This is a genomic window from Variovorax sp. GW821-FHT09B05, assembly GCF_059418265.1.
This window is the reverse complement of sequence record NZ_JBWKPN010000005.1, coordinates 483,571-509,097: the sequence shown is the minus strand read 5'-3', so window position 1 is coordinate 509,097 and position 25,527 is coordinate 483,571. Positions and strand designations below refer to the sequence as shown.

Below are 25,527 nucleotides of genomic sequence, written 5' to 3'. Positions count from 1 at the left end.
GCACGTGACCTCTAATTCTTCCAAGCCACACGACCTTCAGGCCCTCGATTCGCTGACCGGCGGCGCCTTCACCGCGCCGACCTCGGGCGAGCGTGCCTCGCGCATCCGCGACTGGCTCGCGAGCAACCCGGCACCCGAGCAGATGCAGGAAGTCTTCAAGGAGTTGAGCGGCCGCGACAAGGGTGCCGCCCGCCTGCTGCGCGAGAAACTCGACGAGCTCAAGCGCGCCAAGGGGCAGGAGGCCATCGCCGCCGAATGGGCCCAGAAGGCCGAGGGGCTGCTGGGCCAGTCCAAGCTCAACATCGCCGACGCGCTCGCCTGGCAGCGCGATGCCGCCAAGGCCGGCGCGCCGCTGTCGCGCGAGCCGCTGGCCGGCTTCAAGGTGCGGCTGGCCGAGCGCATCAAGGGCATCGAGGACCTGCAGCACCGCGCCCAGGTCCACCGCGAGGCCGCCGTGCTGCTGGCGCAGCGCTTCGAGGTGCTGTCCACCAAGGGCTGGCAGGACGCCCAGGTCGCCGAGGAATCGCTGCGCACCGACGTCACCCACTGGCAGCAACAGGCCGCCGACATCGTCGCCGACGCCAACTGGACCAGCCTCGACGCCAAGTTCGCGCCGCAGCTCGAGTCGTCGAAGGCGCAGCTGCTCGTCGTGTCCGACGCCTTCCACAGCGCGCTGGCGCAGGCCATTGCCGCCGCGGCCGATGCCACCGCGCCGCTGCCGCCCGTCCCGGTCTGGGCCGACGAACTGCGTGCCGCGCGTGGCGAGGCCGTCGCGCCCAAGGCCGCGGCACCCGCGCGTCCGCCGGCCCCCAAGGTCGATCCCGCGGTGCGTGCCGCCGCGCAGGACGCCGTGCAGGCCGCGCTGGCCAAGCTCGAACAGGAAACCGCCGAGGGCCATGGCAAGGCCAGCGCCGGCGCCGCCGCCGCGCTGCGCGCGGTGCTGAAGGAACACGGCAAGCTGGTCGAGGCCCCGCTCGAGGCGCGCGTGCATGCCGCGCTGGTCGCGGCCGGCGAACTCGAAGGCTGGCAGCGCTGGAGCGCCGACAAGGTCCGTGAAGACCTCGTGGCCAAGGCCGAGGGCCTGCTCAAGCGCCCCGAAGGCCAGGCGCTGGGCGGCCGCAAGATGCAGGAAACCCTGCGCGCGCTGCGCGACCAGTGGAAGCAGGCCGACCAGGGCGGCGTGCCGAACCACGCGCTGTGGAAGCGTTTCGACGAGGCCTGCAACGAGGCCCACAAGGTGGTCGAGGCCTGGCTCGAGAAGGTGCGTGCCGACGCGGCCGAACACCGCGCGCTGCGCGTGGCCCTGATCGAGGAGGTCAAGGCCTGGGCCGCCGAGCATGCGGGCGCCACCGACCTGAAGGCGCACAACCGCGCGCTGCACCAGTTCGCCGACCGCTGGCGCGATGCCGGCCACGTGGGCGAGAAGGTGTTCGCCGAGCTGCAGCCGCAATGGAACGAAGCCTTCGGTGCCGCCCGCGCGCCGTTCGAGACCGCGCAGAAGGCCAGCATCGAACGCCGCCAGGCCATGATCGCCGAGGCCACCGAGCTGGGCGCCCAGCCCGTGCTGCGCATCGATGCCGTCAAGGCGCTGCAGCAGCGCTGGCAGGCCGAGGCGCAGGGCGTGCCGCTCGACCGCCGCCAGGAACAGAAGCTCTGGGACGCCTTCCGCGCGCCCATCGACGAAGCCTTCAACCGCAAGTCGGCCGAACGCGAGAAGGCCTCGGCCGCGATGAGCGACCGCGACCGCCACGTGCTCAACGCCTCGAAGGCGCTCGACGCGGCCAATGCCAGCGGCGACGCGCAGAAGATCCGCAGCGCCATCGCCCAGCTCGAAGGCGCGCTGCGCGGCGAGGTGCCGCCTCCGGCACCGGCGCCAGCCCCGGCGCCGCAGCGGGCCGCATCGGGCGATGGCCCCTCGGTCGGTGCGACCGAGGTGTCGGGACCGGACCAGGCCGCCGCCGAGTTCGGCGAGAGCGCCGAGCAGGCGCCGTCGCCCAGCGATGCCGAGGCTTCGCCCGCGGCCGTGCCGGCCCATGAATCCGCCGCCACGCCCGACCTCGTGGCACCGGCCGACGGTGCCGACGCCTCGGCGCGCGCCGACAGCGCGGCGCACGATGCCGGCGAAGCCGCCGCTGCCGAACCCCCGGCACCGGCCGCGCCGCCGAAGCCCGCGCCCCGCCCCGTGGTGGCCGTGCGCGGCGACGACCGTCCGGGCAACCGCAAGTCCGAACCCGCGGCACCCGCGACCCGCGGCGGCGGCCGCTTCGGCGACCGGCGCGGACCCGGCGGTCCTGGCGGCCCTGGCCGTCCGGGCGGCGACCGCGGCGGCCCGCGTCCCGATGGCCGCGGCGATCGCGGTGGCGACCGTGGCGCACCGGGCGGCCGCTTCGGCGACTACCCGCCGCGCGAGGACCGCGGTCCTCGCCTGGGCGACACCGCCTTCCGCGCCCAGCGCGAGGCGCTCGAGCGTGCCGACATGGCGCTGCGCAAGCTGGCGGCTCAGGCCCATGGCGAAGCCCTGACCCAGGTGCTCGGTGCCTGGGAGCAGCGCGATGCCGCGCGCCTGCCGAGCGTGCAGGAGCTCGGCCGCGCGGTCACGCCGGCGGTGCGCAGCAGCTGGTCGCAGGCGATCGGTGCCTCGCCGGCCGCGCGGGCCGACGAGGCCGCCGAAGCGCTGCTGCGCCTCGAGATGGCCGCGGAAGTGCCCACGCCCGCCGAGCAGCTCGAGGCGCGCCGTGCGCTGCAGCTCAAGCTGCTGACCAAGCGCGGCGATCCGGCGCCGGCCCAGACCTGGGGCCAGGACGCGGGCAAGGTGCTGGCGGCGGCGCACGACGCGACCAGCGCACGGCGTCTGCAGAACGCGCTGAAGGCGCTGCTGCGCAAGTAAGAGACCGGCGCGCCGCCGCGGGCCCGAGCGCCCGTGGCGAGCCCGGCATTCCTCGGGCCGCCTCGTGCGGCCCCTCCTTTTTCCGACTTCCGACGATCGCCGCATGGCCTCCACCCCCGACGTTTCCCCCGTACTGATCGCCGGCGGCGGCATCGGCGGCCTTTCGCTCGCGCTGACCCTGCATCAGATCGGCGTGCCCTGCCGCGTGTTCGAGGCGGTGCCCGCGCTGCAACCGCTGGGCGTGGGCATCAACCTGCAGCCCAACGCGGTGCGCGAGCTGCACGAGCTCGGCATCGGCAACGACGTGCTCGACCGCATCGGCATCCAGGCGCGCGAGTGGGCGCTGGTCGGGCGCAACGGCAACGAGGTCTATGCCGAGCCGCGCGGCCTGCGCGCGGGCTACCGCTGGCCGCAGTACTCGGTGCATCGCGGCGAGCTGCAGATGTTGCTGTACCGCACGGCGCTCGAGCGGCTCGGGCCGGAGGCCATCCAGCTCGGCCAGCGGGTCGCGGGCTATCGCAACGGCGAGCACGGCGTCACCGCGTTGATCGAGTCGCGCGACGGCCAGCGAAGCGAGGTCGAGGGCCGCCTGCTGGTGGCGGCCGACGGCCTGCATTCGGCCGTGCGCGCGCAGATGCATCCGCAGCAGCCGCCGATCCAGTGGGGCGGCGCCATCATGTGGCGCGGCACCACGCCGGGCGTGCCGGTGCGCAGCGGCGCGTCCTTCGTCGGCCTCGGCTCGCTGCGGCACCGCGTGGTGCTCTATCCGATCTCGCCGCCCGATCCCGCCACGGGCCTGGCCACCATCAACTGGATCGCCGAGATCACGGTCGACAACGCCGAGGGCTGGACGCAGGGCGACTGGAACCGGCGCGTCGAACTGAGCGACTTCGCCCACCACTTCGAGGGCTGGGACTTCGGCTGGCTCGACGTGCCCTCGATGCTGCGCGGCGCGAAGGAGGTCTTCGAGTACCCGATGATCGACCGCGACCCGGTGCCGACCTGGGTCGACGGCCATGTCGCGCTGCTCGGCGACGCCGCGCACGTGATGTACCCGGTGGGTTCCAACGGCGCGAGCCAGGCCATCGTCGATGCGCGCGTGCTCGGCGCTTCCATGCTCTCGCACGGCGTGACGCCGGCGGCGCTGCGCGCTTACGACGAGCGCCTGTGCGCCGACATCTCGGCGCTGGTGCTGCGCAACCGCGGTGCCGGCCCGTTCGGCCTGCTGGGACTGGTCGACGAGCGCTGCGGCGGCGTGTTCGACGACATCGAGCAGGTCATTCCGGCGGCCGAGCGCGAGGCCTACATGGCGCGCTACAAGGCCGCGGCCGGCTTCGCGATCGAGACCCTCAACGCGGCGCCGTCGACGATCGCGCCGGGCGCGCGGGTCGCCGTCTAGCCTCGGCTCTGCGGCGGCCCGAAGAAGCGGTCGAAGAGTTCGAGCACGCCCGGGAAATCGCGCCCGAAGTTCGCGCGGTTCACGAAGTAGGCCTCGCAGGCCACCGCGAAGAATTCGCCGATCGAGGTCGCGCCATAGTCGTCGAGCCAGGGCGGCTCGGCGCCGAAGCGCTCGGCCATGATGGTCTGCTCGCGGAAGGCCTCGTAGGCGGGCTGCAGCACGCCGAGCCAGGCCGCGCGGGCCTCGCGCGCATTGCGGCTGCCCGCGAAGCCCGGCGGCAGCGGCGGGCAGCCATCGGCATCACCGCCGCGCATGTCGATCTTGTGGGCGAACTCGTGGATCACGACGTTGTAGCCGCCCTCGCTGGTGACGCCGCTGGCCAGCACGTCCTGCCAGCTCAGCATCACCGGGCCGTGGTCCATGGCTTCGCCGGCCACCACTTCCTCGTACTCGTGGACCACCGAGGCCTCGTCGACCACCTTGCGCTGGGCGACCACCTCGGAGGGATGCACCACGATGCCGACGAAATCGTCGTACCAGACCAGGCCGCCGCGCAGGTGCAGCACCGGCAGCACGGCCTGCGCCGCGATCGCGAGCGCGACCTCGTCGGTGATGACGAAGCCCTGGGCACCATGGAACTGCTTGTCGCGCAGGAACTGCGCCGTGAGCACGCGCAGCCGCTCGACGTCGGCGGCCGGGCGCTCGGCCAGGAAGGCATAGCGCGCGAGCGTGGCCTGCCAGGTGGCTTCGGGAATCGGGGGCAGGGCGCGCGGATGGCGCAGGCGGCGCAGCCAGTCGAGCATTGCGTCGGCAACCCCTAGCGCAGATCGACGCGCTGGGCGCCCGCGGGAGACAGGCACAGCAGCTGCGCGCGCGGCGGATGCGCGGCGGCATCCCAGTCGCTGAGCACGAGGCGGCGCAGGCCACCGCCGAGGTCGTGGTCGGCGGGACGGTGCGTGTGGCCGTGGATCAGCGTGCGTGCATCGGCGCGCGCGAGCCAGTCGCGCGCGGCATCGGCATCGACATCGGCCCAGACCACCGAGGGATCGCGCTTGCGGTCCTCGCTCTGCACGCGCATCGCACGTGCCAGGGCGCGGCGCTCGGCGAGCGGGCGCGCGAGAAAGGCCGACTGCCATTCGGGCGTGCGCACCTGGGCGCGAAAGCGCAGGTAGTCGGTGTCGTCCAGGCACAGCGCGTCGCCATGGCTCAGCAGCCAGCGTTCGCCGTGCAGCACCAGCACCGTGGGATCGTCGAGCAGCGTGAGGCCACTTTGGGCGGCGAGCGCGGCGCCGACGAGGAAGTCGCGGTTGCCGTGCATGAAGAACACCGGCAGCCGCGCGGCCGTGCGGCGCAGCAGCTCGGCGCACTGGGCCTCGAAACCTGGTTCGGCGGCCGCGTCGTCGCCGACCCAGACCTCGAACAGGTCGCCGAGGATCACCAGCGCGTCGGCCGGCGTGGTCTCGAGATAGCCGCGCCAGGCCTCGAAGGTGGCGGGCTCGCCGGCCTGCAGGTGCAGGTCGGAGATCAGGTCGACGGTGCGCCATGCGGCAGGCGCCACCAGTTCCGCGAAGGCCGCGGGAGGCGTGGCTGCCGTGTTCATGCCGCCGTCGGCCGTGCCGTCATTCGCCGACGACGACGGCCTTCTCGATCACGACGTCCTCGAGCGGCACGTCGTCATGGAAGCCCTTGCGGCCGGTCTTCACGGCCTTGATCTTGTCGACCACCTCGGTGCCCTTGACCACCTTGCCGAACACGGCGTAGCCCCAGCCCTGGGCCGAGGGCGCGGTGTGGTTGAGGAAGCCGTTGTCGGCCACGTTGATGAAGAACTGCGCGGTGGCCGAGTGCGGCGCGCTGGTGCGGGCCATGGCGACGGTGTAGACATCGTTCTTGAGGCCGTTGTTGGCTTCGTTCTCGATCTCGGCGCCGGTGGGCTTCTGCTTCATGCCGGGCTCGAAACCGCCGCCTTGCACCATGAAGCCGGGGATCACGCGGTGGAACACCGTGTTGTCGTAGTGGCCCTTCTTCACGTACTCGATGAAGTTGGCGGCCGACTTCGGCGCCTTCGCGGCGTCGAGTTCGAGCGTGATGACGCCGAGGTTCTGGATATGCAGGTCGACTTGGGGATTGCTCATGCTGATGCTCCTTGAAAGGGGTGGATGCCTGGCGGGGCCGGCTTACTTCGCCAGGGTGGCGGACTGGATCACGACGGGCGTGACCGGCACGTTCTGCATGCCGTTCTTGTTGCCGGTGGCGACGCCGCGGATCTTGTCGACCACGTCGGTACCCGCCACCACCTTGCCGAACACCGTGTAGCCGTAGCCGTCGGGGTTGGGGGCGTTGAGCGAGTCGTTGTTCTTCACGTTGATGAAGAACTGCGAGGTGGCCGAGTTCGGGTTGCCGGTGCGCGCCATGGCGATCGTGTACTTGTCGTTCTTCAGGCCGTTGCTCGCCTCGAGCGGGATCGGCGCGCGCGTGGGCTTCTGCTGCAGGTCGGCCGTGAAGCCGCCGCCCTGGATCATGAAGCCGTCGATCACGCGGTGGAAGACGGTGCCGTCGTAGTGCTTGTCCTTGACGTACTGCAGGAAGTTCTCGACCGTCTTCGGCGCCTTGGCCGCATCGAGCTCGACCACGATGTCGCCGGCCGAGGTCGCGAGCTTCACGCGCTGCTGCGCCTGGGCATGGGCCGTGGCGGCGATGGCGAGGGTGGCCGCGAGCACGAGGGCGCCGCGGCGGCTGAAACGGGAGAGGGCTTGGATCGTCAAGGAAGAGCTCCGTGTCCGAGGGATGAAAAGGATGAAGGCTGGCCGTGAGAGCACGAGCCTGCGGCAAACGTTCCGGCGTGCGGCTGCGCGGGTGCGTGCGAGCGGCTGGCTTTCGCCGCCTACTTGCTGGTGCGGCCCACCGGCTTGCGCACCACGGGCGCGGCGCCGGGCAGTGCGGCCGCGTCGGCCTCGGTCTTCGGCGTGAAGATCTGGCGGATCAGTTCCAGCTTCGGCGCGACACTGGTGTTGGTGGTCGCGAAGCGCTGCGCCTTGGTGTAGGACTGGGCGGCGAGACGCGCATACACGTCGCCGAGGTTTTCCTCGGCCGTGGCGTAGTTGGGGTTGAGCTTGAGCGCGGTCTCGAGCGCATCGCGCGCCTTGTCGAACTGGCTCTGCGAGGCATAGAGCGCCGCGAGGTTGTTGTAGGGCTCGGGCAGCTCGGGGAAGTCCTGCGTGAGCTGGGTGAAGGTCTTGACGGCCTCGTCCTTCTTGCCCTGCTCGGTGAGGATCACGCCGCGCAGGAAGCGCATCTGCGGATCGCGCGGCTTGCCGGCGATGTAGGTGTCGGCCTTGGCCAGCGCCTCGTTCGATTTGCCCTGGCGCAGCAGCAGGTTGACGTCGTCGTAGTCGTTGGCCTGGGCCGCGGAGGCCCACAGGCCGAACAGCAGGGCGATGGCGATCGAAAGTCTGGGAAACACGGCGTTCTTCATGAAGCCTCTGCAAAAGTGCGGCACGAATGCTGCGGAATTGGGGGCGGGGTGGAGCCGGGTCGGGAGCAAGCCTTGCGCTGCGCAAGGGCTCGAAAACACCCGGAAGAAGACTCGGCGGCAGCCGTTTATACTGCCCGGCATTGTAGCCGAGGGGCCCTGTCCAGCCGCCTCGTCGCCACAGCCCCATCACCCCTGAAAACACCGTCGTTCGCCCGCATCGCACGAGCGCGACACGACGCTTTCCGAATCTCATGAGTCTGCGCATCTACAACACGCTTTCGCGTGAACTGGAGGAGTTCTCCCCTTTGCGGCCCGGTCAGGTGCGCATGTACGTCTGCGGCATGACGGTCTACGACTTCTGCCACCTGGGCCATGCGCGCTCGATGATCGCCTTCGACGTGGTCCAGCGCTGGCTCAAGACCAGCGGCTTCGCCGTGACCTACGTGCGCAACATCACCGACATCGACGACAAGATCATCCGCCGCGCGGTCGAGAACGGCGAGAGCATCCGCTCGCTGACCGACCGCATGATCGATGCGCTGCACGAGGACGCCGATGCGCTGGGCATCGAGCGCCCCACGCACGAGCCGCGCGCCACCGAGTTCATTCCGCAGATGCTGTCGATGATCGGCACGCTCGAGCAGAAGGGCCTGGCCTACCGCGCGCCCAACGGCGACGTGAACTACGCGGTGCGCAAGTTCCCCGGCTACGGCAAGCTCAGCGGCAAGTCGCTCGACGAGCTGCATGCGGGCGAGCGCGTGGCCGTGCTCGACGGCAAGGACGATCCGCTCGACCCGGTGCTCTGGAAGAGCGCCAAGCCCAGCGAGCCCGACGAGGTGAAGTGGGCCAGCGAGTTCGGACCCGGCCGCCCGGGCTGGCACATCGAATGCTCGGCCATGGCCTGCGACCTGCTGGGCGAACGCTTCGACATCCACGGCGGCGGCGCCGACCTGCAGTTCCCGCACCACGAGAACGAGATCGCGCAATCCGAAGGCGCGACCGGCCTGGCGCCGTTCGCGCGCACCTGGATGCACAACGGCTTCATCAACGTCGACGACGAGAAGATGTCCAAGAGCCTGGGCAACTTCTTCCTGATCCGCGACGTGCTCAAGAAGTACGACGCCGAGACCATCCGCTTCTTCGTCGCGCGCACGCACTACCGCAGCCCGCTGAACTACAGCAACGTGCATCTCGACGATGCGCGCAACTCGCTCAAGCGCCTCTACACCGCGCTCGACCTGGTGGCGCCCGCCGAGGTCGTGCTCGACTGGACGCAGCCGCACGCGGCACGCTTCAAGGCCGCGATGGACGAGGACTTCGGCACGCCCGAGGCGATCGCCGTGCTGTTCGAACTCGCGGGCGAGGTCAATCGCACGCGCTCGGCCGAGAGCGCGGGCCTGCTCAAGGCGCTGGGCGGCGTGCTCGGCCTGCTGCAGGACAGCCCCCAGGCCTTCCTGCAGGCGGGCAGCGCGCTCGACGACGCGGCCATCCAGGTGCTGATCGCACAGCGTGCCGATGCCAAGGCCGCGAAGAATTTCGCCGAGGCCGACCGCATCCGCAAGGAGTTGCTCGACCAGGGCATCGTGCTCAAGGACTCGCCCACCGGCACCACCTGGGCCGTTGCCCAGTGAACGGAACGACCAATCCCATGCCCACCCTGCCCAAGACGAGCGTCGAGATCATCACGCCGGACTATTGGGAGGAGGCCTGCAGGCACCTGTCCAAGAAGGACCGCGTGATGAAGCGGTTGATTCCGCAGTTCGGCGATGCCTGCCTCGAATCGCATGGCGACGCCTTCGTCACGCTGGCGCGCAGCATCGTCGGGCAGCAGATCTCGGTGAAGGCCGCACAATCGGTCTGGGACCGCTTCGCCGCACTGCCGCGCAAGCTCACGCCGCGCAACGTGCTCAAGCTCAAGGTCGACGACATGCGCGCGGCCGGCCTGTCTGTGCGCAAGATCGACTACCTGGTCGACCTGGCGCTGCACTTCGACTCGGGCAAGGTGCACGTCGACGCCTGGAACGACATGGCCGACGAGCTCATCATCGACGAGCTCGTCGCCATCCGCGGCATCGGCCGCTGGACCGCCGAGATGTTCCTGATCTTCCACCTGATGCGGCCCAACGTGCTGCCCGTGGACGACCTGGGGCTGCTCAACGGCATCAGCGTCAACTATTTTTCGGGTGATCCGGTTAGCCGCAGCGATGCCCGCGACGTGGCCGTGGCCTGGGCCCCGTATTGCAGCGTGGCGACTTGGTATATTTGGCGCTCTCTCGACCCGGCGCCGGTCGTCGCATACTGAAAAACAGGAGAAGACGTTGGCGAAACGAACCTTCCTAGACTTCGAGCAACCCATCGCGGAGCTCGAAACCAAGATCGAAGAATTGCGCTATGTGCAGACCGAATCCGCGGTCGACATCTCGGAAGAAATCGATCAGCTCGGCAAAAAGAGCCAGCAGCTCACCAAGGACATCTACAGCGACCTGACGCCCTGGCAGATCACCAAGATCGCACGGCATCCGGAACGCCCCTACACGCTCGATTACGTCCACGAGATCTTCACCGACTTCGTCGAACTGCACGGCGACCGCCACTTCTCGGACGACCTCTCGATCGTCGGCGGCCTCGCGCGCTTCAACGGCACGCCCTGCATGGTGCTCGGCCACCAGAAGGGCCGCGACACCAAGGAGCGCACCGCGCGCAACTTCGGCATGAGCAAGCCCGAGGGCTACCGCAAGGCGTTGCGCCTCATGAAGACGGCCGAGAAGTTCAAGCTGCCGGTCTTCACCTTCGTCGACACGCCCGGTGCCTATCCCGGCATCGACGCCGAGGAGCGCGGACAGTCCGAGGCCATCGGCCGCAACATCTTCGAGATGGCGCAGCTCGAGGTGCCGATCATCGTGACCATCATCGGCGAGGGCGGCTCCGGCGGCGCGCTGGCGATCTCGGTCGGCGACCAGGTGCTGATGCTGCAGTACTCCGTGTATTCGGTGATCAGCCCCGAAGGCTGCGCATCGATCCTCTGGAAGACCAGCGAGAAGGCGCAGGAAGCCGCCGACGCGCTCGGCATCACCGCGCACCGCCTCAAGGCCCTGGGCCTGGTCGACAAGATCGTGAGCGAGCCGGTGGGTGGTGCGCACCGCGACCATCGCCAGATGGCCGCCTTCCTCAAGCGCGCGCTCAACGATGCGTTCCGCCAGGTCAGCGACCTGAAGCCGCGCGAACTGCTCGACCGCCGCTACGAGCGCCTGCAAAGCTACGGCCGCTTCACCGACACCAAGGCCGACGCCGGCCGCTGAGCCGGCCGCGGCACCGCCATGACCGCCGCTTTCGAACGGGCCATGGCCGCGTTCGAGCCGGCGCATCTGCCGCTGGCCGTGGGCTTCAGCGGCGGCGCCGATTCCACCGCACTGCTGGCCGCCTGTGCCGAGCGCTGGCCGGGCCAGGTGCGTGCCTTGCACGTGCATCACGGCCTGCAGTCGGCGGCCGACGATTTCGAACGCGATTGCCGCGCGGTCTGCGAGCGGCTAGTCGTGCCCGTGAGCGTGCGGCGCGTCGATGCGCGCCATGCGGCCGGCGACAGCCCCGAGGATGCGGCGCGGCGCGCGCGCTACGAGGCCTTGGCCGCGATGGCGAGCGAGCAGGGCGTGCGCGCCATCGCGCTGGGCCATCACGCCGACGACCAGATCGAGACCCTGCTGCTGGCGCTGTCGCGTGGCGCGGGGCTGCCGGGTCTTTCGGCCATGCCCGCGCATGCGCTGCGCGGCGGCATCGACTTCCACCGGCCGCTGCTCGCGGTGCCAGGCAGCGAGATCCGCGCATGGCTCGCGGCCACCGGGCTGCCCTGGATCGAGGACCCGACCAACAGCGACGCGCGCTTCACGCGCAACCGCATCCGCGCCGTGCTGCTGCCCGCGCTGACCGAGGCCTTCCCGCAATTCCGCGGCACCTTCGCGCGCAGTGCCGGCCATGCGGCGCAGGCGCAGCAGCTGCTCGACGAGGTCGCTGCGCAGGATCTGGAGACCGCCGGCGAGCCGCCGCGGATCGCCGCGCTGCAGGCGCTGTCGCGCGCACGCCAGGCCAATCTGCTGCGCCACTGGCTCGCGCGCACGCATGGCCGTGCACCGAGCGCGGCGCAGCTCGACCAACTGCTCGACCAGGTCCGCGCCTGCACCACGCGCGGCCACCGGATCCACCTCAAGGTGGCCGACGGTTTCGCCGAACGCAGGGGGGATCGGCTGCATTGGTACAATGCCCCGCCCTCGCCAGCAGCCTCGCGCTGACAGCCTGCGGGGCGCCGCCTTCGCCGCATGCGCCGCATATGGTTGAAGCGCGGGATTTTTCTTCTCTCAGAATTCACCCATGGCATTGATCGTTCACAAATACGGCGGCACGTCGATGGGCTCGACCGAGCGCATCCGCAATGTCGCCAAGCGCGTCGCCAAGTGGGCGCGCGCCGGCCACCAGATGATCGTGGTCCCGAGTGCCATGAGCGGCGAAACCAATCGCCTGCTCGGCCTGGCGAAAGAGCTCGCACCCAGCAAACCGGCCGAGGCGCACAACCGCGAACTCGACATGCTCGCCTCCACCGGCGAGCAGGCCTCGTCGGCGCTGCTGGCGATCGCGCTGCAGGCCGAGGGCGTGGAGGCCGTGAGCTACGCAGGCTGGCAGGTGTCGGTGCGCACCGACAGCTCCTACACCAAGGCCCGCATCGAGAGCATCGACGACGCCCGCGTGCGCGCCGACCTCGCGGTGGGCCGCGTGGTCGTCATCACCGGCTTCCAGGGCGTGGACGATGCCGGCAACATCACGACGCTGGGCCGCGGCGGCAGCGACACCTCGGCGGTGGCGATCGCGGCCGCGATGAAGGCCAACGAGTGCCTGATCTACACCGACGTCGACGGCGTCTACACCACCGACCCGCGCGTCGAGCCCGATGCGCGTCGCCTCTCGACCGTGAGCTTCGAGGAGATGCTGGAGATGGCGAGCCTGGGCTCCAAGGTGCTGCAGATCCGCTCGGTGGAATTCGCCGGCAAGTACAAGGTGCCGCTGCGCGTGCTGTCCAGCTTCACGCCGTGGGACATCGACATCAATGAAGAGGCCAAGTCCGGCACGCTGATCACTTTCGAGGAAGACGAAAACATGGAACAAGCCGTCGTATCCGGCATCGCTTTCAACCGCGACGAAGCCAAGATCTCGGTGCTCGGCGTGCCCGACAAGCCGGGCATCGCGTATCACATCCTCGGTGCGGTGGCCGACGCCAACATCGAAGTCGACGTGATCATCCAGAACCTTAGCAAGGACGGCAAGACCGACTTCAGCTTCACGGTGCATCGCAACGAGTACGCGCGCACCGTCGACCTGCTGCAGGCCAAGGTCATGCCTTCGCTGGGCGCGACCGAGATCGTCGGCGACACCAAGATCTGCAAGGTCAGCATCGTGGGCATCGGCATGCGCAGCCACGTGGGCGTGGCGAGCAAGATGTTCCGCGTGCTGAGCGAAGAGGGCATCAACATCCAGATGATTTCGACCAGCGAGATCAAGACCTCGGTCGTGATCGACGAAAAATATATGGAGTTGGCAGTGCGCGCGTTGCACAAAGCCTTCGATCTGGACCAACCAGCCGCCTGAGTGATGGCATAATCTCGGCTTCTTTCAGGAACTGTGACCGAGTGGCCGAAGGTGCTCCCCTGCTAAGGGAGTATGGGGTGTAGAGCCTCATCGAGGGTTCGAATCCCTCCGGTTCCGCCAAGACCCGTGCCGAGGACAAAAGTCCAAGGACGGAAAAGCCCAGAAGCATCGCTGCTTCTGGGCTTTTTTCTTGGCCGCTCGGAATGCGCTCTGGGTGGCGCTTCCTTCTTTTCGTTCCTTCGCGGCCTGACAGCACGGCAGCGGTATCGCACCGCCGCCCGATCGCTTCGCCTATTGCCCGAGCGCCGACAGCGGTGCAGCGGGCATGGCGGGCAGCACCGCCGGCATGCTGTCCACCAGTCGCACTTCCAGCGGATCGCAGGGCGCGCCGTTCTGGCGGCCGTCGAAGCGCACGCGGATGTGCGAGTGGGTCGCGCCGGTGATGGTGCCCAGGCGTCCGTCGCAGAACACGCGGCTGCCGCGTTGGAACTGCAGGCCGAAACGATCGTTGATCTCCTTGAAGCTCATCAGTACCTCCTGTTGTCGATGGGCTGGAGCGATGGTCGGGCCGTTTAACAAACGTTGCCGTCAGTTACCTGATGTCTTCGGCTGTAGGCCGAATCGCGCACGTGACGAAGGTCAAAACCTTAGCGCCGGACTGCCAAGCCTTGTGAATCGAGCCGCTCCAGCGCGTGGAGGGCGCGCGATGTGGCTGTGAAAACGTGAACTGTGAATCCCCAAGCGTGTGTTATTCACAAACAGCCAGTGCAAAACGTAACCTGATTCTTCTCTGGCATGCGGGGAGGAATTAACTTACGTAACTCGTCACATAAAAAAGGTACAGGGAGTGACAAACACATTGCAGGACAGCTTCGCCTGTCGCGTCAGCATGCCCATCGCCACGGCCGAAGAGCGGTGTTTTCGTTATGTTCCGGCGGTCGCCATCTTTCGCCGGATTCCACACGAGACGCTCGACACCTGGTTGATGCCCAATGGAAAAGCCCGCGGCGACCGCGAGCTCGCGAGCGAGGTCCTGATCGAGGTCAGGCACGCGGGCGACGACAGCGGCGCCACGCCGCAGCGTTTCGACCTGTCGGAGGTGCTCGACGTCGGTCGCGCCGCGTCGCTGTTCGTTTCGACCTTTCTCTCGAGCCTGCCGCGGCCCTGAGTCGGGGCCATCGGCCACCCGCTGGCGGCCCGAAGATCGGAACCCCCAGCGAAATCCCGTCGGATTGCTAGCAAATCATTTCCGCTTTTGCGCGGGAAGCGTGACTTTGTTCCGGCGGGAATGTTAACTTTTGTTGTCGATTTCGGGCGTGCGTCCTAAGATTGGTCGCACATGCACGCCCCATCCCTCGTTCTCGAACTGCCGGACCACTGGACCGGCGCCTTCGAACCCACGATGAACGCCGACGGCTCCTGCGCCGGAGTGGCCGAGATCTTCCTGGACGGCGTCCCGCGCTGCGCCCTGGTGATTTCCGAGCAGCCGACCTGGGACATCGCCTTCCAGCGCGCCCAGTCCAAGGCGGTCCAGTTCGTCCGCGCCTGGACCTGCAGCGCCGACTGAGCCCGGCTCGGTCCCGGCGCCGCGGCGCTCAGCAGGTCACGCCGCCATCGATGACCAGGCTCTGCCCGGTCATGAAGGCCCCCGCGCGCGAAGCCAGGAACACCGCCGCGCCCGCGATCTCGTCGGGCTCGCCGATGCGCCGCAGCGGCGTGCTCTCGGTGCGGCGGCGCAGGTTCTCAGGGTCTTCCCAGAGCGCGCGCGCGAAGTCGGTCTTGATCAGTCCCGGCGCGATGCAGTTCACGCGCACGTTGTGCGGCCCGTACTCCACCGCGAGGTTGCGCGCGAGCTGGAAGTCGGCCGCCTTCGAGACGTTGTAGGCACCGATCACCGGCGAGCCACGCAGGCCGCCGATCGACGAGACGATGATGATCGAGCCTTCCTTGCGCTCGATCATCTGCGGCACCGCGAAGTTGATCAGCCAGTGGTTGGCGATCACGTTGTTCTCGAGGATCTTGCGGAACTGGTCGTCCTCGATGCCGGCCAGCGGGCCGTAGTAGGGGTTCGAGGCAGCATTGCACACCACGACGTCGACGCGCCCGAGCTGGCGCGTGGTCTCCTCGACCAGGTGGCGCAGCTCTTCCTTCGACGAGATGTTGGCCGGGATCGAGATCGCCGCGCCCGCGCCGTGCGCGGCGTTGATGGCGTCGCGCACCTCGGCGCAGGGCTCGGGCTTGCGCGACGAGATCACGACCTTCGCGCCGTGCTCGGCCAGGCGCTCGGCGATGGCGCGGCCGATGCCGCGCGAGGAACCGGTGACGATGGCCACCTTGCCGGCCAGCGAGAACAAGGACATGGTTTTGTGTCTCCTCGAAGTTGTCAGTCCGCGTAGCGCCCGTACTCCATGCGCGCGATGGAGCGGTTGTGCACCTCGTCGGGTCCGTCGGCCAGCCGCATCGTGCGCATGCTGGCGTACTGCTTGGCCAGGCCGAAGTCGGTGGTGACGCCGGCCGCGCCGTGGGCCTGGATCGCCATGTCGATGATGCGCAGCGCGGTGCGCGGTGCCGCCACCTTGATCATCGCGATCTCCAGCCGCGCCACCTTGTTGCCCACGCGGTCCATCAGGTCGGCCGCCTTGAGGCACAGCAGGCGCGTCATCTCGATGTCGATGCGGGCCTCGGCCACGCGCTGCTCCCACACCGACTGGTCGGCGATGCGCTTGCCGAAGGCGGTGCGCGACTGCAGCCGGCGCACCATCTTCTCGAGCGCCACCTCGGCGCCGCCGATCGAGCGCATGCAGTGGTGGATGCGCCCGGGGCCGAGCCGGCCCTGCGCGATCTCGAAGCCGCGGCCCTCGCCGAGCAGCAGGTTCGCCGCCGGCACGCGCACGTCGCGGAACACCACCTCGGCATGGCCGTGCGGTGCGTCGTCGAAGCCGAACACCGGCAGCATGCGCACGATCTCGATGCCGGGCGTGTTCAACGGCACCAGGATCTGCGACTGCTGCGAATGGCGCGGCGCCTCGGGATCGGTCTTGCCCATCACGATGGCGATCTCGCAGCGCGGATCGCCCACGCCCGAGGACCACCACTTGCGGCCGTTGATCACGTAGTGGTCGCCGTCGCGGCGGATCGAGGTCTCGATGTTGGTGGCGTCGGACGAGGCCACGTCGGGCTCGGTCATCAGGAAGGCCGAGCGGATCCGGCCTTCGAGCAGCGGCTGCAGCCAGCGCTTCTTGTGCTCGTCGCTGCCGTAGCGGATCAGCACTTCCATGTTGCCGGTGTCGGGCGCCGAGCAGTTGAAGACCTCGGAGGCGAAGCCGACCTTGCCCATTTCCTCGGCGCAGACGGCGTACTCGAGGTTGGTGAGCCCGGCGCCCCTGTAGGGGCTGTCGGAGGGCACCGAATCGAGCGGCAGGAACAGGTTCCACAGCCCGGCCTCGCGCGCCTTGGCCTTGAGCTCCTCCACGATCGGCACGACCTGCCAGCGGTTCTCGCCGAAGCCCTGCATCTGCGCCATGTAGGTGGGCACGGCGGGGTACACGTGCGCCTTCATGAACGCGATCACGCGATCGCGCCAGTGCACTTGCTTGTCGGACAGGGTGAAGTCCATGACGGTCTCCTCTTTCTTCGTTGGTCGGATCCGGCGCGAGCCGGGCCTGGCGACGATAGCAAGGGCGCCGTTCCAGTACAAACCGGTCATTCCAAAATGGTGGAACATAGGTGACTCGCATGGCTGATGCCGATGAATGCGCGAATACTTGTTCTTCGATTCCTGCTCGGTATCATCGCGGCCCACCGTCCTTCCCGCCGCCGAAGAAGCTTGCCCCCATGACCGCCGTCACCGCCCGCGAGCCGCAGACCGCGCGTTTCCAGGAAAAGCGCGATGCCATCCTCAACGCGGCCGCGGCGCAGTTCAACGCACAGGGCGTCAAGGGCGCGACCCTGGCCGGCATCGCGGCCAGCGTGGGCCTGGTGACCAACAGCGTCACCTACTACTACCGCAAGAAGGAAGACCTGGCCACCGCCTGCTTCCTGCGCGCCATCGTGCTGTTCGACGGCATCGCCGAGGCCGCTACGCGCGAGGCCACGGTGGAGGCGCGGGTGCGTGCCTTCCTCGCGGGCCATGCCGCGCTGCTGGCGACGGTGGCGCTCGGCGAGCATCCGCCGGTGGTGGCCTTCAGCGACGTGCGCGCGTTGCCGAGCCCGCAGCTCGAGACCGTGCACACCGCCTACACCGGCATGTTCCGCCGCGTGCGCGGGCTGCTCAAGGACGGGGCGACGGCACATTGGCCGCGCGAGATGCGCAATGCGCGCACCCACCTGCTGCTGTCGCTGGTGCACTGGCTGCCGGCCTGGTTCGACCGCTACGAGCCGGCGCAGTACCCGCGCATGGCCGCGCGCGTGGCCGACATCGTGCTCCATGGGCTCGGTGCGCCGGCGGCACGATGGGAAGCGGCGGCGCTGTCCGAGGACGCCGCGCTGCACGCGCCCACCGACAACCCCGCGATGGATGCCTTCCTGCGCGCGGCCACTGCGCTGCTCAACGAGCAGGGCTACCGCGGCGCCTCGGTCGACAAGATCTCGGCGCGGCTCAATGTCACCAAGGGCTCGTTCTATCACCACAACGACAACAAGCTGGACCTGATCTCGGCCTGCTTCGAGCGCACCTTCGAGGTCATCCGCCGCGCCTTCGACCTCGCCGAGCAAACGGGCGGCAGCGGCTGGCAGCGCGCGGGCCTGGCGGCGCGCATGCTCGTGCGCTTCCAGCTCTCGGCCGAGGGCCCGCTGCTGCGCCTGTCGTCGACCAGCGCGCTGCCCGAGGCGGCCGACCGCGCGCGGATTCACCGGACGCTGCAACAGCGCATCGAGCGCATGGCGGCGATGCTGGTCGACGGTCTCGTCGACGGATCGCTGCGGCCGCTCGATGCGGCGATCGCGGCGCAGCTGGTGGTGGGCCTGATCAACGGCGCGGCCGAGCTGCACCGCTGGGTGCCCGATGCGAGCGAGGCCTCGGTGGTCGCGCTCTACGTGCGGCCGATCTTCATGGGGCTGCTCAGCGAAGCGTCTGCTGCTGCCTGACGGCGTTCACATGCGCGCGCGATGCGCCTCGTAGCCGGGCTCGAGCTCGACGTCCATCGATTGCAGGAAGCGGCTCACGCAGACATAGAAGCTCGCGGTCAGCACCAGCTCGACCACGGCCGCGTCGTCGAAGCCGCGCGCCCTGAGCTGCGCCACGGTGGCCGCCGAGGCCGAGGGACCGCGCGTGACCTCCTCGGCGAGCTGCAGCACCGCGCGCGCGTCGGCATCGAAGAGATCGCTGTCGCGCCAGTGCGCGAGCGCATCGATCTGCGCCTCGCTCACGCCGGCTTCGGTGGCCATCGGCAGGTGATGGGCCCATTCGTAGGCGGTGCCCGAGAGCTGCGCGCCGCGCAGGATCATCAGCTCGCGCAGCAGCCGCGGCGTCTTCGCATTCAGGCGCAGCGGCCACGCGAAGTCGAGCCAGCCGCGGAACAGCTCGGGCGCGGTGCCCAGCACGCGGTAGAGATGGGGCAGGTGGAAGTCCGGCCCGCGCGCGGCGCGCACGCGCTCGAACAGCGCCGCAGCGGCGGGATCCTCGGGATGCTCGGGCAGCAGGGGAACGCGGGGCATGGTGTTGGGTCCTCGGTCGGTGGATGTCAGGCGGCGCGGGTGTCGGGCCGCAGGCCGGGCGAGGGCACGTTGCCGGCCGTGGCGCCCGCGTCGACCGGCAGGATCACGCCCGTGACCCAGCGCGCCTCGTCGCTCGCGAGGTAGGCCACGGCCTGGCCCACGTCCCAGCCCGAGCCCTCGGTCTGCAGCAGCGAACGCTTGCGGCGCTGCTCGCGCACCTCGGGCGTCATGCGGCCCGCGACCATCGGCGTGTAGACCATGCCGGGCGCCACGCAGTTGACGCGGATGCCCTCGACGCCGTGGTGCGCGGCCATGGCGCGGGTCATGTTGACCACCGCGCCCTTCGAGGTCGGATAGAGCAGCGCCGGCGTGCCGCCGATCAGGCCCGCGACCGAGGCGATGTTGACGATGGCGCCGCGGCCCAGCTTGCGCATCTCGGGGATCGCGTACTTCGCCATCAGCATCATCGAGGTGACGTTGACGCGCAGCGCATGGTCCCATTCCTCGAGGTCGAGATCGACCGCATTGCCGGCCGGCCCGCCGATGCCGACGTTGTTGACCAGGATGTCGACGCGGCCCCAGGCCTCGACCGCACGGGCCACGGCCTGGCGGCACTGCGCGGCGTCCGACACGTCGCAGGCCAGGGCGAGCGCGCTGCCGCCCTCGGCCACGATCATGCGTTCGGTCTCGCGCGCGCAGTCGAGCTGCGCATCGAGCAGCAGCACCCGCGCGCCGCGGCGCGCGAGCAGGAGGGCGGCGGCGCGGCCGTTGCCGATCTCGGCGCTGCGCGAGCCGGCGCCGGTCACGATCGCGACGCGGCCTTCGAGGCTGCTGCTGGCGGCTTCGGCATGGGGTGTGGAGGCGGTGGATGTGTTCACGGTGCGGGCGCGGGGCCGGGGACGGTGGATGGAATGGTCCGCAGCTTAAGTCGCGAGGCCGGCACCGACGAACGGTGTTTCTCCCAGGGTGAATCGTTTCATCGATCGGTGTAGGGCGCTCGGACGGGCCACCGTGGAAGAGGATCAGGCCGCGCGTTTGCGCGGCTTCGGGGCGGCCTGCGCGGGCGCCGGCCCGCACGAGCCGCGCAGCACGAACCGCGTGGGTGCGAGCACATGGCGCGGCGGCGCATCGGGCGCGTCGCGCATGCGCTCGAGCAGCATCCGCACGCCGTCCTCGGCCGCGCGGTCGAGGTCCACCGTCACGCTGCTGATCGGCGGGCGGTGGCTGCGCGCGAAGTCGGGGTCGCCCAGGGTGACGAGCGAGATGTCCCGCGGAATGCGCAGGCCCTGCGCGGCGATGGCGTTGAGCACGTCGGCCAGCACGCTGGTGCCGAGCGTGACCAGCGCGGTGGGCCGCACCGCGCCCTCGAGCAGTTGCGTGACCGCGTCGAAGGCGGGGCTGGTGGAGGTCGGCAGCCGCACGATGTGCGCGGGCCGCGCCGCCAGGCCGCTGGCCTCGAGCCCGGCCTCGAAGCCCTCGATGCGGCGGCGCATCGGCCGGTTCTGCATGTCGGCCACCACCAGGCCCATCTCGCGATGGCCCAGGCTTGCGAGGTGCAGCACGGCCTCCTTCACGCCGCGCGGATGGTCGAACAGCAGCTGGTCCTGCGCCACGTCCATGTCGCGGTCGAGGATCACGGCCGGGATGCCGAGCTTCTCGACCGCCTCGAGCACCGCCGGGTCGCGTTCGTTGCCCGGCGCGATGATCACGCCGTCCATGCGGCGGCCCTGGAACATCGAGAGGATCTCGAGTTCCCATTGCGGATCGTTGAGGCTGTTGGCCAGCAGCACCATGTAGCCGGCCTCGCGCAGCTTGGCCTCGAAGGTGCGGTAGAGCTTGGCGTAGAGCGGATTGGCGACATCGGTGAACATGCAGCCCACCGTGCGCGAACTGCGCGAGCGCAGCGCCTGCGCCGCATGGTTGAGTCGGTAGTCGAGCTCGCGCATCGCGCGCTCGACGCGCTCGCGCAGCGCGGGGCTCACGTTCTCGACCTTGTTGATCACGCGCGAGACGCTGCCCAGCGACACGCCGGCGAGCGTGGCCACGTCCTTGATGCTCGCCTTGCCGGCCTTGGGTTTCATGCGCAGTGCGGTGCTCGTGCCCGAAAGCGCGAGATTCTATGCAGCGGGGTCCGGCTCAGGGCGCCGCGGCCGCGGGCGCCACCATGCGTTGCAGGAAGGGCTGGCGCGCGAACACCGCGTCGCGCGGGCCGGCATCGACCACGCGGCCGGCCTCCATCAGCACCACCGCGTCGAAGCGCTCGAGCAGGCTCAGCCGGTGCACCGAGGCCACCACGCAGGCGCGTGGAAAGGCCTGCGCGATGCGTTCGAGCACGCGCGCCTCGGTGGCGGCGTCGAGCGCGCTCGTGGGTTCGTCGAGCAGCAGCAGCGAGCTGCCCTGGGCCGCGAGCACGCCGCGCGCCAGGCACAGCCGCTGGCGCTGGCCGCCCGAGAGGTTGAAGCCGCGCTCCGACACCGCCGTGTCGAGGTCGCCATGCGTGGCGGCCAGCACCTCGTCGAAGGTGCTCGCATGCAGCGCGGCGCGCAGCGCGTCGTCGTCGAGGGGCAGGCCGAAGGCGAGGTTCTCGCGCACGCTGGCCTCGAACAGCTCGGTCTCCTGCGGGATCAGCGTGGCGATGCGGCGCAGCTGCGTCCAGTCGGCGGGTTGGCCGTCGAGCGCGAGCACGCCGCCCTGCGGCGCATAGAGGCCTGCGAGCACGCGCAGCAAGGTGCTCTTGCCGCCGCCGCTCGGGCCGACCAGCGCCACGCGTTCGCCGCGCCGCAATGCGAGCGACACCGCGTGCAGGCCGCCGCGCGGGCGCTCCTCGCTGGGGGCCGTCGTCGTCGTGGGTGCGCCGCCGCGCGGTGCGTAGTTCCAGTCCAGCGCATCGACGGCCAGCGTCTGCCAGGCGGCCTCGGCATCGATGCGCTCGGCCGCGGGCACCTGCTCGGGTGGCGTGGTCAGCGAGTCGCCCTTCGGCGCGTCCCAGATCGGCGCGGCGCTGCCGTAGTCGGTGTGCATGCGCGCGAAGAAGCTGAAGTTGGCCGCCACCGAGGTGACCACGCCCGCGGCCTGCTGCGCGTACTGGTAGATCATGAACACGCCGCCCAGCATCACGGCCTGGCCCGGCGTGCGCGACTGCCAGACGTAGATGACCACCAGCCCCCAGGTCAGCGCCAGGCCCATCAGGTCGACCGCGAACCACTTGCCCTCGTTGAGCACCACGGTGCGCTTCAGCGGTTCTGACACCGCGCGCATGCGCCGGCGCAGCAGCAGCCGCGAGGCGCCCTGCAGCCGCAGTCCGATCACGGTCGAGGCATTGCCGAGGAAGTCGAGCAGCGCCGCCACGTAGCGGCGGTCGGCATCGTTCTCGGTGCGCGCCAGCCGCATCAGCGCGCGGTCGATGCGCAGGATCACGACCGCGATCAGCACGTAGCCCGCGAGCGCCGTGGCCCCGCTGGTGCGCGACAGCAGCGCCAGCGCCACCAGCGGCCCGACGAAGTTGACGAGGTTGGTGAGCCAGATGAACTGGTTCTGCGCGAAGTCCGACAGCGCGCGGCTGGCCTGGTGTACCCGGTGCTGCAGCTCGCCCGAATGGTGGCCGTCGTGCCAGGCCAGCGGTGCCGCGGCGATGCGCGCATAGAGCTGGTCGGCCAGCGTCTCGCGCACCTTCACGCCCACGTTGCGCTCGAGGATGCGGCCCGGCCCGTGCAGCGCCCAGGCGCCCACGTAGACCCCGGCCAGCGTGGCGATCCAGCGGCCGGCGCCACCGAAGTCGCCGCGCTGCAGCGCGTTGATGGCCTGGCCCGCCAGGTAGGGCAGGGTGAGGCGGATCAGCTGCGAGCTGGCCAGCAGCGCGGTGGCGCCCAGCAGCTGGCCTCGCGCGCCGGCGGCGAAGTGCCACAGGGCTGCATAGAGTTCGCGGATGGCGCTGCCGGGCCGGGTGCTCGTGGATTGCATGGGGGCAGTGTGCCCAAGGCCGAGGGTCGCCCGGCGTAGGAGCGCGGCACGCGCGCGTCGCTGATCCGCAACGAGGCGATGCAAAAGTAACTTTATGTATGGTTAAATCCGCCGCAACTTACGCGAAGTAGAGGACGAGGGATCCCATGAAGCTGCTGTTGAGCCTTGCGTGCGCGGTCGTGGCCCTGGCCGGCTGCGTCAGCACGCCGCCGACGCCGACCGAGCCCGGAACCGGCCGCGGCCTGTCCTATGTGCCCATGGTGGCGATGCAGGGCGTGGACAAGGCGCGCTACGACGCCGACGTGGCCGACTGCCGCACCTCCGCCCTGCGCATCACCGCACGCAACGAGGACAACAACGGCATGTGGGCCGCCTTCGGCCTGGGCCTGATCACCGTGCACGGCCAGGGCATCGCGGGCGCCGCCGCCTGGACCAGCGTTGCCGCGGTCGTGGCCGACATGACTTCGCGCCCGCCCGAAGCCGTGATCGCCGAGCACCAGCAGATCGCCGTGGTCCATTGCATGGCCAAGCGCGGCTACCGCAACCTCGACCCCAACGTGCGCGACAGCTTCTATGCCTACGGCTACTCGCCGGTCGAGTCGTTCGCGCCGCGCCGCACCGGCGTCGACACCTACAACGTCGAGCGGATCGCGAAGAACGGCCGCTGCAACCTGCAGCCGCGCGCCGAGCTCACGGCCAAGGGCCCGGGCTACGAGGCCTACACCGTGCCGTGCGAGAACGGTGGCAGCTGGGCCGTGCGCTGCGAGTTCGGCCAGTGCCGCGTGCTGGCGCAGGCGCCCATGCGGCGCTCCTGAACCGGGTTCGACCGATCAAGAAAAAAGCGGCGCCTCGGCGCCGCTTTTTCGTTGGGCTGGCTCAGCGCCAGACGTAGTGCCCGCGCACCAGCCGGCCGTGTTCGCGGTGGGCCGGCACCCAGACCTTGTGCTTGCGGTGGTGCGGTGCCATGTGCGGTCGGTCGTAGCCGGGGCCGCCATGGGGCTGGGCCATGACGGCGCCGGAGGAAGCGAGCAGGCCGAGGGCGGCCGCGAGGATGAAGAGGGTCTTTTTCATGTTGGAGTCCTTCATGGGAGTGGATGCGCGGCGAAGCACCGTCGCAGGGGCTTCGATCCGCACGGTGGAACCTTAGTTCGCTTCGGTGACGGCGTCGCGTAGGCGCTCGCGCAGTCCGCGCGCGGGCGCTCGGCCCTTGAAGGCGTGCAGCTCAGTTCACGACCAGCCCGCGCAGCGCGGGATCGGCCGGCGGCGGCTTCAGGTCCATCTCGTGCAGGGTCTTCACCAGCAGCTCGGCGATCATCAGGTTGCGGTGCCGCTTGCTGTTGGCCGGGATCACGTGCCAGGGCGCATGCGCGCTCGAGGTCGCGGCCAGTGCCTTGTCGTAGGCGCGCTGGTAGGCATCCCACTTGGTGCGCACCTCGAGGTCGGCCATGCTGAACTTCCATTCCTTGCCGGGCGTGTCGATGCGCGCCTGCAGCCGCTGGCGCTGCTCCTCCTTGTCGATGTGCAGCATGCACTTCACGATGGTGGTGCCGGTCTCCACGAGCAGGCGCTCGAAGTCCTCGATCTGCGCATAGCGGCGCTTGGTTTCGGCCTTGTCGATCCAGCCTTCGACCACCGGCACCAGCACGTCCTCGTAGTGGCTGCGGTTCCACACCATGACCTCGCCGGTGCGCGGCACCACGGCATGGCAGCGCCACAGGTAGTCGTGCGCGCGCTCCTCGTCGTTGGGCGCCTTGAAGGCGCTCACGCGCACGCCCAGCGGCGAGGTGCGCGAGAACACCCAGCGCACGGTGCCGTCCTTGCCACTGGTGTCCATGCCCTGCAGCACCACCAGCAGCTTGCGCCGGCCTTCGGCATGCAGCAGGTTCTGCTGTTCGTCGAGCTCGATCGCCAGGGCGTCGAGGCGGTCGCGCTGCGCGGCCTCGTTGCCCTTGAGGAAGGGCGTGTCGCCGGGATCGATGCGGGAAAGCTGGAACTTGCTGCCGACGCGGTACTTCTTGAAGCTGGCCATGGCCTGCGGTCTCCGTTGAATGAACGAAGGCCACAGGGTACGCGATGCGCGCGCCGCGGCTGTCAGCGCTCGTCGGGATCGATCGAGGCGCTCCAGCGGTTGTCCCACTCGGCATGGCGCGCCGCGTCGTCGAGCACGCGCCGGTCGCGCTTGGTCGGGCGGCCCTGCTCGATGGCGAGCGCGGGCTCGCTGCCCATGCGGCGCTGCTCGCGGAAGGCGGCCTGCGCGGCCAGGCTCTCGGGCGTTTCCTCGTAGAGCTGCTGGGCCACCGGCGCCGGGCCGCGCTGGCCGCTGAGGCCGCGCACGGTGACGGTGCGGGTCAACGGGCCGAGCCGGATCGCGACGGCGTCGCCGACCTTGACCTCGCGCGAGGCCTTGGCGACGTCGCCGTTCACCAGGATGCGGTTCTTGCCGATCTCCTCGGCCGCCAGCGAGCGGGTCTTGAAGAAGCGGGCGGCCCAAAGCCATTTGTCGATGCGAAGACGATCCATAAA

26 protein-coding genes and 1 tRNA gene are annotated in these 25,527 nt (G+C 69.7%); 12 read left to right on the top strand and 15 right to left on the bottom strand.

Annotated features, from left to right (window positions below):
• Positions 1 to 4: 4 nt before the first annotated feature.
• Both AC07RM_RS16650 and AC07RM_RS16645 read left to right on the top strand, forming a co-directional pair.
• Complete coding sequence (locus AC07RM_RS16650; RefSeq protein WP_495335227.1) at positions 5 to 2,887, top strand: DUF349 domain-containing protein; 2,883 nt, start codon at positions 5 to 7, stop codon at positions 2,885 to 2,887.
• 103 nt (positions 2,888 to 2,990) lie between these two features.
• Positions 2,991 to 4,286, top strand: a complete 1,296-nt coding sequence (locus tag AC07RM_RS16645; RefSeq protein ID WP_495335226.1) for a flavin-dependent oxidoreductase — start codon at positions 2,991 to 2,993, stop codon at positions 4,284 to 4,286.
• Here the strand turns inward: AC07RM_RS16645 and AC07RM_RS16640 are convergent.
• The 5 genes from AC07RM_RS16640 to AC07RM_RS16620 form a co-directional block, all read right to left on the bottom strand.
• Positions 4,283 to 5,089, bottom strand: coding sequence for a M90 family metallopeptidase (locus tag AC07RM_RS16640; protein WP_495335225.1), 807 nt, complete (start codon positions 5,087 to 5,089; stop codon positions 4,283 to 4,285). The genes AC07RM_RS16645 and AC07RM_RS16640 overlap by 4 nt on opposite strands.
• A 14-nt stretch (positions 5,090 to 5,103) precedes the next feature.
• A complete protein-coding gene (locus AC07RM_RS16635) occupies positions 5,104 to 5,886 on the bottom strand; it encodes a UDP-2,3-diacylglucosamine diphosphatase (protein ID WP_208510413.1) in 783 nt (260 codons plus the stop codon).
• Between the two features lie 19 nt (positions 5,887 to 5,905).
• Positions 5,906 to 6,418, bottom strand: coding sequence for a peptidylprolyl isomerase (locus AC07RM_RS16630; protein ID WP_093344304.1), 513 nt, complete (start codon positions 6,416 to 6,418; stop codon positions 5,906 to 5,908).
• A gap of 42 nt (positions 6,419 to 6,460) precedes the next feature.
• The gene (locus tag AC07RM_RS16625) at positions 6,461 to 7,048 is read right to left on the bottom strand and encodes a peptidylprolyl isomerase (RefSeq protein WP_093344303.1); all 588 of its coding nucleotides are present in this window, start codon (positions 7,046 to 7,048) and stop codon (positions 6,461 to 6,463) included.
• Between the two features lie 119 nt (positions 7,049 to 7,167).
• Positions 7,168 to 7,758, bottom strand: coding sequence for a tetratricopeptide repeat protein (locus tag AC07RM_RS16620; RefSeq protein ID WP_093344301.1), 591 nt, complete (start codon positions 7,756 to 7,758; stop codon positions 7,168 to 7,170).
• 251 nt (positions 7,759 to 8,009) lie between these two features.
• Between AC07RM_RS16620 and cysS the strand changes: the two genes are divergently transcribed.
• The 6 genes from cysS (at position 8,010) to AC07RM_RS16590 (ending at position 13,509) form a co-directional block, all read left to right on the top strand.
• Positions 8,010 to 9,389: a cysteine--tRNA ligase gene (cysS, locus tag AC07RM_RS16615; protein WP_495335224.1), complete on the top strand. Its 1,380-nt coding sequence runs from the start codon at positions 8,010 to 8,012 to the stop codon at positions 9,387 to 9,389.
• A gap of 17 nt (positions 9,390 to 9,406) precedes the next feature.
• A complete protein-coding gene (locus AC07RM_RS16610; protein WP_093344298.1) occupies positions 9,407 to 10,060 on the top strand; it encodes a DNA-3-methyladenine glycosylase family protein in 654 nt (217 codons plus the stop codon).
• A 16-nt stretch (positions 10,061 to 10,076) separates the two neighbouring features.
• Complete coding sequence (locus AC07RM_RS16605) at positions 10,077 to 11,057, top strand: acetyl-CoA carboxylase carboxyltransferase subunit alpha (protein ID WP_093344296.1); 981 nt, start codon at positions 10,077 to 10,079, stop codon at positions 11,055 to 11,057.
• 18 nt (positions 11,058 to 11,075) lie between these two features.
• A complete protein-coding gene (gene tilS / locus AC07RM_RS16600; RefSeq protein ID WP_495335223.1) occupies positions 11,076 to 12,041 on the top strand; it encodes a tRNA lysidine(34) synthetase TilS in 966 nt (321 codons plus the stop codon).
• A gap of 79 nt (positions 12,042 to 12,120) precedes the next feature.
• Positions 12,121 to 13,389 carry an aspartate kinase gene (locus AC07RM_RS16595; RefSeq protein ID WP_057594462.1) on the top strand — a complete coding sequence of 423 codons (1,269 nt, stop codon included), beginning with the start codon at positions 12,121 to 12,123 and terminating at the stop codon, positions 13,387 to 13,389.
• Positions 13,390 to 13,416: 27 nt separating this feature from the next.
• A tRNA-Ser gene (locus tag AC07RM_RS16590) sits at positions 13,417 to 13,509 on the top strand.
• A 171-nt stretch (positions 13,510 to 13,680) separates the two neighbouring features.
• Here AC07RM_RS16590 and AC07RM_RS16585 read toward each other — a convergent pair.
• The gene (locus tag AC07RM_RS16585; RefSeq protein ID WP_093344293.1) at positions 13,681 to 13,917 is read right to left on the bottom strand and encodes a hypothetical protein; all 237 of its coding nucleotides are present in this window, start codon (positions 13,915 to 13,917) and stop codon (positions 13,681 to 13,683) included.
• Positions 13,918 to 14,248: 331 nt separating this feature from the next.
• On the opposite strand from AC07RM_RS16585, the gene AC07RM_RS16580 reads away from it, so the two are divergent.
• Positions 14,249 to 14,557, top strand: coding sequence for a hypothetical protein (locus tag AC07RM_RS16580; RefSeq protein WP_444814290.1), 309 nt, complete (start codon positions 14,249 to 14,251; stop codon positions 14,555 to 14,557).
• A 171-nt stretch (positions 14,558 to 14,728) separates the two neighbouring features.
• Positions 14,729 to 14,956 (top strand): hypothetical protein, encoded by a 228-nt coding sequence (locus AC07RM_RS16575; RefSeq protein ID WP_093344290.1) that lies wholly within the window; start codon positions 14,729 to 14,731, stop codon positions 14,954 to 14,956.
• Between the two features lie 28 nt (positions 14,957 to 14,984).
• Here the strand turns inward: AC07RM_RS16575 and AC07RM_RS16570 are convergent, their stop codons facing one another.
• Positions 14,985 to 15,749 (bottom strand): SDR family oxidoreductase, encoded by a 765-nt coding sequence (locus tag AC07RM_RS16570; RefSeq protein ID WP_495335222.1) that lies wholly within the window; start codon positions 15,747 to 15,749, stop codon positions 14,985 to 14,987.
• Positions 15,750 to 15,772: 23 nt separating this feature from the next.
• Positions 15,773 to 17,005, bottom strand: a complete 1,233-nt coding sequence (locus AC07RM_RS16565; RefSeq protein WP_495335221.1) for an acyl-CoA dehydrogenase family protein — start codon at positions 17,003 to 17,005, stop codon at positions 15,773 to 15,775.
• A 218-nt stretch (positions 17,006 to 17,223) separates the two neighbouring features.
• Between AC07RM_RS16565 and AC07RM_RS16560 the strand changes: the two genes are divergently transcribed.
• Entirely contained in the window at positions 17,224 to 18,474 is a 1,251-nt protein-coding gene (locus tag AC07RM_RS16560; RefSeq protein ID WP_495335220.1) for a TetR family transcriptional regulator, read from the top strand.
• A 6-nt stretch (positions 18,475 to 18,480) separates the two neighbouring features.
• Here the strand turns inward: AC07RM_RS16560 and AC07RM_RS16555 are convergent, their stop codons facing one another.
• From AC07RM_RS16555 to AC07RM_RS16540, 4 genes are all read right to left on the bottom strand, one after another.
• The gene (locus AC07RM_RS16555; RefSeq protein ID WP_431509197.1) at positions 18,481 to 19,044 is read right to left on the bottom strand and encodes a carboxymuconolactone decarboxylase family protein; all 564 of its coding nucleotides are present in this window, start codon (positions 19,042 to 19,044) and stop codon (positions 18,481 to 18,483) included.
• 26 nt (positions 19,045 to 19,070) lie between these two features.
• Entirely contained in the window at positions 19,071 to 19,922 is an 852-nt protein-coding gene (locus AC07RM_RS16550) for an SDR family NAD(P)-dependent oxidoreductase (protein WP_495335219.1), read from the bottom strand.
• Between the two features lie 144 nt (positions 19,923 to 20,066).
• Positions 20,067 to 21,125 (bottom strand): LacI family DNA-binding transcriptional regulator, encoded by a 1,059-nt coding sequence (locus tag AC07RM_RS16545; protein WP_495335218.1) that lies wholly within the window; start codon positions 21,123 to 21,125, stop codon positions 20,067 to 20,069.
• A 55-nt stretch (positions 21,126 to 21,180) separates the two neighbouring features.
• Positions 21,181 to 23,004: an ABC transporter ATP-binding protein gene (locus tag AC07RM_RS16540; RefSeq protein WP_495335217.1), complete on the bottom strand. Its 1,824-nt coding sequence runs from the start codon at positions 23,002 to 23,004 to the stop codon at positions 21,181 to 21,183.
• A 146-nt stretch (positions 23,005 to 23,150) separates the two neighbouring features.
• Here AC07RM_RS16540 and AC07RM_RS16535 point away from each other — a divergent pair, with 146 nt between their 5' ends.
• Positions 23,151 to 23,819, top strand: coding sequence for a hypothetical protein (locus AC07RM_RS16535; protein WP_093344280.1), 669 nt, complete (start codon positions 23,151 to 23,153; stop codon positions 23,817 to 23,819).
• 61 nt (positions 23,820 to 23,880) lie between these two features.
• Here AC07RM_RS16535 and AC07RM_RS16530 read toward each other — a convergent pair whose 3' ends face one another.
• The 3 genes from AC07RM_RS16530 to AC07RM_RS16520 all read right to left on the bottom strand — a co-directional run bounded on the left by AC07RM_RS16530 (position 23,881) and on the right by AC07RM_RS16520 (position 25,524).
• Complete coding sequence (locus AC07RM_RS16530; RefSeq protein WP_143129176.1) at positions 23,881 to 24,075, bottom strand: hypothetical protein; 195 nt, start codon at positions 24,073 to 24,075, stop codon at positions 23,881 to 23,883.
• A 151-nt stretch (positions 24,076 to 24,226) separates the two neighbouring features.
• Positions 24,227 to 25,033, bottom strand: coding sequence for a PPK2 family polyphosphate kinase (locus AC07RM_RS16525; protein WP_495335216.1), 807 nt, complete (start codon positions 25,031 to 25,033; stop codon positions 24,227 to 24,229).
• Positions 25,034 to 25,095: 62 nt separating this feature from the next.
• Positions 25,096 to 25,524: an RNA-binding S4 domain-containing protein gene (locus AC07RM_RS16520; protein WP_093344276.1), complete on the bottom strand. Its 429-nt coding sequence runs from the start codon at positions 25,522 to 25,524 to the stop codon at positions 25,096 to 25,098.
• Positions 25,525 to 25,527: the final 3 nt, after the last annotated feature.